This is a genomic window from Caulobacter sp. DMC95, assembly GCF_056313785.1.
On sequence record NZ_JBQUZP010000001.1, the window covers coordinates 141,419 to 148,227 of the forward strand.

6 protein-coding genes and 2 tRNA genes are annotated in these 6,809 nt (G+C 64.1%); 6 read left to right on the forward strand and 2 right to left on the reverse strand.

Translation table 11 applies throughout. The features are described from left to right. The first annotated feature begins 38 nt into the window (after window positions 1-38). The 6 genes from lon (at window position 39) to ACT53N_RS00690 (ending at window position 5,525) form a co-directional block, all read left to right on the forward strand. Window positions 39-2,438 carry an endopeptidase La gene (gene lon / locus ACT53N_RS00665; protein WP_476062089.1) on the forward strand — a complete coding sequence of 800 codons (2,400 nt, stop codon included), beginning with the start codon at window positions 39-41 and terminating at the stop codon, window positions 2,436-2,438. A gap of 143 nt (window positions 2,439-2,581) precedes the next feature. Next, entirely contained in the window at window positions 2,582-2,860 is a 279-nt protein-coding gene (locus ACT53N_RS00670) for an HU family DNA-binding protein (protein WP_310211129.1), read from the forward strand. Window positions 2,861-2,969: 109 nt separating this feature from the next. Then, window positions 2,970-3,044 (forward strand) — tRNA-Val (locus ACT53N_RS00675). Window positions 3,045-3,164: 120 nt separating this feature from the next. Further along, the gene (locus ACT53N_RS00680) at window positions 3,165-4,058 is read left to right on the forward strand and encodes an SPFH domain-containing protein (RefSeq protein WP_476062090.1); all 894 of its coding nucleotides are present in this window, start codon (window positions 3,165-3,167) and stop codon (window positions 4,056-4,058) included. Window positions 4,059-4,107: 49 nt separating this feature from the next. After that, entirely contained in the window at window positions 4,108-4,260 is a 153-nt protein-coding gene (locus ACT53N_RS00685; protein WP_476062091.1) for a type II toxin-antitoxin system antitoxin, read from the forward strand. A 65-nt stretch (window positions 4,261-4,325) separates the two neighbouring features. Next, window positions 4,326-5,525, forward strand: a complete 1,200-nt coding sequence (locus ACT53N_RS00690) for a glycosyltransferase family 4 protein (protein ID WP_476062092.1) — start codon at window positions 4,326-4,328, stop codon at window positions 5,523-5,525. Here ACT53N_RS00690 and ACT53N_RS00695 read toward each other — a convergent pair. Next, the gene (locus ACT53N_RS00695) at window positions 5,522-6,535 is read right to left on the reverse strand and encodes an LLM class flavin-dependent oxidoreductase (protein ID WP_476062093.1); all 1,014 of its coding nucleotides are present in this window, start codon (window positions 6,533-6,535) and stop codon (window positions 5,522-5,524) included. The two genes, ACT53N_RS00690 and ACT53N_RS00695, sit on opposite strands and share 4 nt — an antisense overlap. Window positions 6,536-6,593: 58 nt before the next feature. Beyond that, window positions 6,594-6,670: transfer RNA gene (locus ACT53N_RS00700), tRNA-Asp, on the reverse strand. Window positions 6,671-6,809: the final 139 nt, after the last annotated feature.

Below are 6,809 nucleotides of genomic sequence, written 5' to 3' on the forward strand. Positions count from 1 at the left end.
AAGCGCCTTTCGGGGCTATGGCCGGGAGTATTGAGAACATGTCCGAACTACGTACGCTTCCTGTTTTGCCGCTGCGGGACATCGTGGTGTTCCCGCACATGGTGGTGCCGCTGTTCGTGGGCCGCGATAAATCCGTGCGCGCGCTCGAAGAGGTGATGCGCGGTGATAAGCAGATCCTGCTCGTCACCCAGAAGAACTCGGCCGACGATGATCCGGCGCCGGGCGACATCTTCGACGTGGGCGTACTGGCCACTGTGCTGCAGCTGCTGAAACTGCCTGACGGCACCGTGAAGGTTCTGGTCGAGGGCAAGGCGCGCGCCGCCGTCGTCAGCTTCACCGACCAGGAGTCCTACTACGAAGCTCAGATCGGCGAGGTCTCCGAGGATGAAGGCGCCGGCCCCGAGGCCGAGGCGCTGTCGCGCGCGGTCGTCGAGCAGTTCGAGAACTACGTCAAACTGAACAAGAAGGTCCCGCCGGAGGCCCTAGCGTCGATCCCGCAGATCGCCGAGCCGGGCAAGCTGGCCGACAGCATCGCCGCGCATCTGTCGGTGAAGATCGGCGACAAGCAGCACCTGCTGGAAATTTTCGACGTCGTGAAGCGCCTGGAGAAGGTCTTCGCCCTGATGGAGGGTGAGATCTCGGTGCTGCAGGTCGAGAAGAAGATCCGCTCGCGCGTGAAGCGCCAGATGGAGAAGACCCAGCGCGAGTACTATCTCAACGAGCAGATGAAGGCGATCCAGCGCGAGCTGGGCGATCCCGACGACGCGCGCGACGAGCTGATCGACCTCGAAAAGCGGATCAAGAAGACCAAGCTTTCCAAGGAAGCCCGCACCAAGGCCGAAAGCGAGCTGAAGAAGCTGCGCAACATGAGCCCGATGTCGGCCGAGAGCACGGTTGTCCGGAATTATCTGGACTGGCTGTTGTCGATCCCGTGGGGCAAGGCCAAGACCAAGAAGATCGACCTCTCGGAGGCCGAAGACATTCTCGACGCCGATCACTATGGCCTGGAGAAGGTCAAGGAGCGGATCCTTGAGTATCTGGCGGTGCAGGCCCGCACCAACTCGCTGAAGGGGCCGATCCTGTGCCTCGTCGGCCCTCCGGGCGTGGGCAAGACCTCCCTGGGCAAGTCGATCGCCAAGGCGACGGGGCGTGAGTTTGTGCGCATGAGCCTGGGTGGCGTGCGTGACGAGGCCGAGATCCGCGGCCACCGCCGCACCTATATCGGCTCGATGCCCGGCAAGGTCGTCCAGTCGATGAAGAAGGCCAAGACGACCAACGCCTTCGTGCTGCTGGACGAGATCGACAAGATGGGCAGCGACTACCGCGGCGACCCTGCCTCGGCGTTGCTCGAAGTGCTGGACCCGTCGCAGAACTCGACCTTCGGCGACCACTATCTGGAGGTCGATTACGACCTCTCGCAGGTCATGTTCGTCACGACCGCGAATAGCCTGAACATGCCCCAGCCGCTGCTGGACCGCATGGAGATCATCCGCATCCCCGGCTACACCGAGGATGAAAAGCTGGAGATCGCCAAGCGGCACATCCTGCCCAAGCTGTCGAAGGACCATGGCTTGAAGCCGGCGGAATTCGTCGTCCCTGACAAGGCGATCCGCGACCTTATCCGCTACTACACCCGCGAAGCCGGCGTGCGGTCGCTTGAGCGTGAACTGGGCGCCCTGGCGCGCAAGACGGTGCGAGACCTGGCCCGCGAGAAGCTGGCTTCGATCACGATCGATGATGAGCGTCTGGCCAAGTACGCCGGGGTCAAGAAGTACCGCTATGGCGAAACGGACGAGGTCGACCAGGTCGGTATCGTCACGGGTCTGGCCTGGACAGAGTTTGGCGGCGACATCCTCACCATCGAAGCGGTGAAGATGCCCGGCAAGGGTCGCATGCAGATCACCGGGAACCTCAAGGAGGTGATGAAGGAGTCGATCGCCGCCGCGAACAGCTATGTCCGCTCTCGCGCGCTGCAGTTCGGCATCAAGCCGCCGGTTTTCGAGAAGACCGACGTGCACATCCACGTTCCTGACGGCGCCACGCCCAAGGACGGTCCCTCTGCCGGTATCGCCATGGCCCTGGCCATGGTCTCGGTGCTGACCGGTATCCCGATCCGCAAGGATATCGCCATGACCGGCGAGATCACGCTGCGTGGCCGAGTCACCGCCATTGGCGGCTTGAAGGAGAAGCTGCTCGCGGCGCTCCGGTCGGGCGTCAAGACAGTGCTGATCCCTCAGGAGAACGAGAAGGACCTGGCGGACGTGCCTCAGACCGTGAAGGACGGGCTGGAGATCATCCCGGTCTCGACGGTGGATGAGGTGCTCAAACACGCTCTTGTCGGTCCGCTGACCCCCGTCGAGTGGAACGAGGCTGAGGAGCCTATTGCTGCGTCTGCGAAGAAAGATGACGGTGATAGCGACGCCATGTTAACCCACTAGGGCAAACTTAACGACGATAACTTAGGCGGCGCGGGAGTTTCCTGCGCCGCTCGCGTTTGACGAGGATTTCCCAGCAGCCATAATCGTTTTGAGCGCAACGCCGTCAGCGACAAACGCGTGGTCGCTCAGGCTGGGAGAGAAACATGACCACAAAAGCCGAGCTCGTTACGGCGATCGCCGAAAAGGCGGGTATCAACAAGGGCCAAGCCAAGGACGCGTTGGAGGCCTTCATCGACGCGGTCACCGACTCTCTGAAGTCCGGTCAGGATGTGCGTCTGGTCGGCTTTGGCACCTTCAAGGCCGTGACGCGCGCCGCCGGCACCGCCCGCAATCCGCGCACAGGTGAGACTGTCAACCGTCCGGCGTCGAAGACCGCCCGGTTCCAGGTCGGCGAAGGGCTGAAGTCGTCGTTGAACGGCTAGGTTAAGTTGCAGGGATCTAAAAAGGGCGGAGCGTCACGCAATGGCGCGCCGCCTTTTCGTTTTGGGCTTTGCGCAAACCCCGGAGACGGCTAGAAGCGCCCACCCAAGAGGGCAGTTAGCTCAGCGGTAGAGCGTCTCGTTTACACCGAGAGGGTCGGGGGTTCGATCCCCTCACTGCCCACCATTCCTTTCTCCATATCGATTAGCGTCAGCGCGTCTATGTCTGTCCAGGCCGCCTGGGCGTTCATGTCTTGCGAACTGCGATCAAAGTGATATCAATTTGATCGCAGCTAAGGAGGCGTGCATGTCAGACATTCGCACAATCAACCGGACCAATGAGCGCGTTCGCGGGGGTGTGGGCGGAGGCCTGCCTCTGCTGCTCGCGCCTTTGATGCTCATCGCTGGAATCTGGCTGGTGAAGCAGGGCGGCGGCGGCGGTGGACCGCTGCTCGTTATCGCGGGTGTCCTTCTGTTGCTCGCCGGGGGTTTGGTCAGTGCGGGCTTCTACGCGCTGCAGCCTAACGAAGCCGTGGTCATTACGCTCTTCGGCTCATACGTCGGCACGGACCGGTCGACCGGTCTTCGCTGGGTGCTGCCTTGGTACGGTCGCAAGAAGATCAGTCTCCGCGTGCGCAACGTCACCAGTGAGACGCTGAAGGTGAACGACAAGCGGGGTAATCCTATCGAGATCGCCGCGAATATCGTCTGGCGTGTTCAAGACTCCGCGCAGGCCCTGTTTGATGTGGATGACTATGCGACCTTCGTGAACATCCAGATCGAGACCGGCCTTCGCGAAGTCGCGTCCCACTACTCATACGACCATGCGGAGGAAGGCGAACCGACCTTGCGGGCTGACGCCGAGGAGGTCGGGGATCGTCTGCGCAACGACCTCCAATCGCGAACCGCCGTCGCGGGCGTCGCGATCGATGAGGCGCATCTCATGCACCTCGCCTATGCGCCGGAGATTGCGGGCTCCATGCTGAAGCGGCAGCAAGCCGAGGCGGTGCTGGCCGCCCGCCGCACGATCGTGGCAGGGGCGGTGGACATGGTCGAAAACGCCCTGGGCGCGCTCAGCGAGCGGGGCGTAGTGACGCTCGATGATGAGCGTCGGGCGGCGATGGTGTCTAATCTGCTCGTGGTGCTTTGCGCAGACCGGGAAGCCCAGCCGGTTGTCAACACCGGCACACTGTACGGCTGACGTGGCGAGAGATCCGAAAGAAGCCAGGGGAGGGCGGCGCGCATTTCTGATGCGCGTCAGCCCCGACGTGCTCAGCGCCGTTGAGCGCCTCGCAGACGCCGAGTTCCGGAGCGTCAACGCCCAGGTTGAAGTCTTGCTGCGGGAGGCCTTGAAGCGGCGCGGGATCAGCCCAAAGTCTACTGACGGCGCCGAGGAACCGTAGCTGTCGCAAAAGCTTTATCGTTTCGGCGCCGAATAGGCGGCCATCAGCAGCGATGAGGATTCGGGGTGACGCAGACGGGACCTGACCCGCTTCTCGGCCATCAGGGTATTCCCATATTGGCTGATGATCCGGTCCGTCTTGTCGATACGACAATGCTCTACGCCCCGCAGAGCGGGGGCGTACGGCGCTATCTGTCATCCAAACGCGCGTGGCTCGCGGCGAATCGCCGGGACGTCCGCCACACGCTCGTGGTGCCGGGGGCGCGCCACTCGCATGACAGTCAGGGCCGGGTATCAATCTATGCGGCGCCTCTGCCGTTCGGCGCGGGCTATCGCTGGCCAGTGGTCAAGCAGGCGTGGATGGAGCGGCTGGTCCGGCAACGGCCGGACATCATCGAAGCAGGGGATCCTTACACTCCGGGTCTCGCTGCGCTACGAGCCGGCGACGCCTTGGGTGTCCCTGTCGTCGGGTTCTGCCATACGGATCTTGGTCGGTTGGCCGCGCTGCACATTGGAGAGTGGGCCGAGAAGCCAGTCCAAAGGCGATGGGCGGCGATCTATCGGCAGTTCGACCAGGCGGTGGCGCCCAGCCAGTTTATCGCGAGACGCTTGATCGAAGCGGGCGTGAACGATGCGATCGGCCTGCCGCTCGGCGTCGATACGAACATTTTCCGGCCAGACCGCGCCGATCGCGACGGTCTGCGCCGCCGACTCGGAGTGGCGCCGACTGAACGGCTCTTGGTGTTCGCCGGCCGTCCTGCCCGAGAGAAGAAGCTCGACGTGCTGGTGGCCGCCGTCGAGCGCCTGGGCGATCCCTACAAGCTGCTATTTGTCGGGGCAGGGAGCGGGGCGCCGGTGAGCGACCGCGCGCTTTGCATCGATTACGTCCGAGATCCGATGGAACTCGCCTCTATCCTCGCCAGCTGCGACGCCTTCGTTCATGCCAACGACAACGAGCCCTTTGGCTTGATCGTGCTGGAGGCCATGGCCTGCGGCCTGCCGATCGTGGGCGTCGCGGCGGGCGGGGTGGCCGAGTCGGTGGACGAGGCCGTTGGGCAACTGGCCCGCGCCTCGGAGGCGGGCGCGTTCGCCGAAGCGATCGAGGCCCTTTTCGCGCGCGATACGCGCGTGGTTGGAGAGGCCGCGCGCCAGCGGGCGCTCGAGCGTCATGGCTGGGACGCGGTCTTTACTGAGCTCTGCGCTATCTATGGCCGGCTGACGGGGCGAAGGGCGTTTGAGCCTGTCGCCGCGGAAGCCGCCCACTAACCGCGGATCGACGCCAAGATCTCGTAGCTGCGCTTGCGCGCAGCGTGGTCGTGGATTTGCGCGGCTGCCATCAGTTCGTCCGCGCCCGTAAGCTCCAGGACCTGATCGATCTTGCGTTTGATTGTCTCCGCAGAGCCGACGGCGGCGTATTGGAGCGTGTGCTCGAGACCCGCCAATTCGACCGGCGAGGCATGGTCTCGGATATCGTCGACCGGCGGGGGCAGCAGGCCTGGGCGCCCCCGGCGTAGAGCCAAGAACTGTTGCTGAGTCGACGTCGCGAGCCGCTTGGCCTCTTCGTCCGTATCGGCGGCGCAGACGCCAATGCAGACCATGGCGTAGGGGCGATCCAGAGCGGCCGAAGGCTTGAAGTGTCGACGGTACAGCGCCAGAGCTTCGAGCAGAGCGTCCGGGGCGAAGTGCGCAGCGAAGGCGTAAGGCAGGCCGAGCGCCGCCGCCAGCTGCGCGCCCCAGGTCGAGGAGCCGAGGATCCAGATCGGCACGTCCTGGCCTTCGCCTGGAACGGCGCGCACGCTCTGGTCCGCGCTCGCCGGTTGGAACCAATGCTGAAGTTCGACCACGTCCTGGGCGAACGAATCGACCGCCCCGGCGTATCGCCGAAGGGCGCGCATCGTGGCCTGGTCCGTGCCGGGCGCCCGCCCCAGACCCAGGTCGATGCGTCCTGGATAGAGCGCATTGAGGGTTCCAAACTGCTCAGCCACCATCAGCGGTGCATGGTTTGGCAGCATGACGCCGCCGGAGCCCACGCGAATCGTCGTCGTCGCGGCCGCCACCTGGCCGATGACCACGGCCGTGGCGGCGCTGGCGATTCCCGGCATGTTGTGGTGTTCGGCCAGCCAATAGCGGTGGAAGCCGAGCGCTTCGGCGTGGCGCGCCAGATCGATGCTGTTTCTTAGGGCCTGACCAACACTGGAGCCCTGAGGAACGGGCGCGAGGTCGAGAACCGAGATCAGCGGGGAGGCGGCGCGTGTCATGTTCGCTAGATGGCGCAACCGCCAGCAGACGCAAGCCTTGGCGTTAGAACATCAGATTTTTGAGAGAGATGGACGGTGGCGCGAATGACGGGGCTCGAACCCGCGACCTCCGGCGTGACAGGCCGGCGCTCTAACCAACTGAGCTACATCCGCGTCGTGCGCCAGGGCGCGACGGTCGTCCGTGACCGAGGAGGGAAGTCTACCACTTCAGAAAGGGTGGCGCGAATGACGGGGCTCGAACCCGCGACCTCCGGCGTGACAGGCCGGCGCTCTAACCAACTGAGCTACATCC

Excerpts from the sequence above, each read along its gene's own strand:
- lon (WP_476062089.1), top strand. The coding sequence starts at position 39 with ATGTCCGAACTACGTACGCTTCCTGTTTTGCCGCTGCGGGACATCGTG.
- ACT53N_RS00680 (WP_476062090.1), top strand. The coding sequence starts at position 3,165 with ATGTCAGACATTCGCACAATCAACCGGACCAATGAGCGCGTTCGCGGG.
- ACT53N_RS00670 (WP_310211129.1), top strand. The coding sequence starts at position 2,582 with ATGACCACAAAAGCCGAGCTCGTTACGGCGATCGCCGAAAAGGCGGGT.
- ACT53N_RS00685 (WP_476062091.1), top strand. The coding sequence starts at position 4,108 with ATGCGCGTCAGCCCCGACGTGCTCAGCGCCGTTGAGCGCCTCGCAGAC.